This window comes from Vibrio sp. 10N.222.46.A1 (assembly GCF_041473595.1).
Classification (GTDB): Bacteria; Pseudomonadota; Gammaproteobacteria; order Enterobacterales; family Vibrionaceae; genus Vibrio; species Vibrio tasmaniensis_A.
Map to the genome: position 1 here is coordinate 1 of NZ_JBFRSN010001640.1, position 661 is coordinate 661.

Sequence of the window (661 nt, forward strand, 5' to 3'; positions counted from 1 at the left end):
CTTAACAATTGTCTTAGGACAAGGTTTTATCGCTATTTATTAATTTTTTGGATCAAAATAAATGGGCTAAATAGTTTCGTTGTAACTATAATATGTTTCACATCGAAACTTAATGGCCTTTTTTAAATGTCGAAACGAAACACCCAGCTCAGAAGACATGCAATTTCTAACCTAGTGAATGAAAAAGGGGAGGTTAGTGTTGATGAATTATCCGCTAAGTTCGAAACCTCAGAGGTCACGATTAGAAAGGACTTGGCGTCTTTAGAGAAAAACGGTCAGCTTTTGCGCCGTTATGGTGGTGCGATTTCATTACCGAAAGAGGTTGTGAACGAAGAGCTGGGTCCACAAGTTTCGACTCGAAAGATTTCATTAGCGAAAGCCGCGGCAGATTTAATTCGCGACCATAATCGCATTGTGATCGATAGCGGTAGCACGACAGGGGCGCTAATTCAGCAGCTCAATAGCAAGCGTGGTTTGGTTGTGATGACCAACTCGTTGCACGTTGCTAATGCACTTAATGAGTTGGAAAGCGAACCAACACTGCTAATGACCGGTGGCACTTGGGATACCCATTCGGATTCTTTCCAAGGCAAAGTCGCAGAGTCAGTACTTCGTGCTTACGATTTTGATCAACTATTTATTGGGGCTGATGGTATCGACC

General features: G+C 42.5%; 1 protein-coding gene. It reads left to right on the forward strand.

Going from position 1 to position 661, the window contains the following annotated elements:
• Positions 1-126: 126 nt before the first annotated feature.
• The coding region (locus AB4496_RS28600; protein WP_372133466.1) for a DeoR/GlpR family DNA-binding transcription regulator at positions 127-661 on the forward strand (535 nt) is incomplete at its 3' end.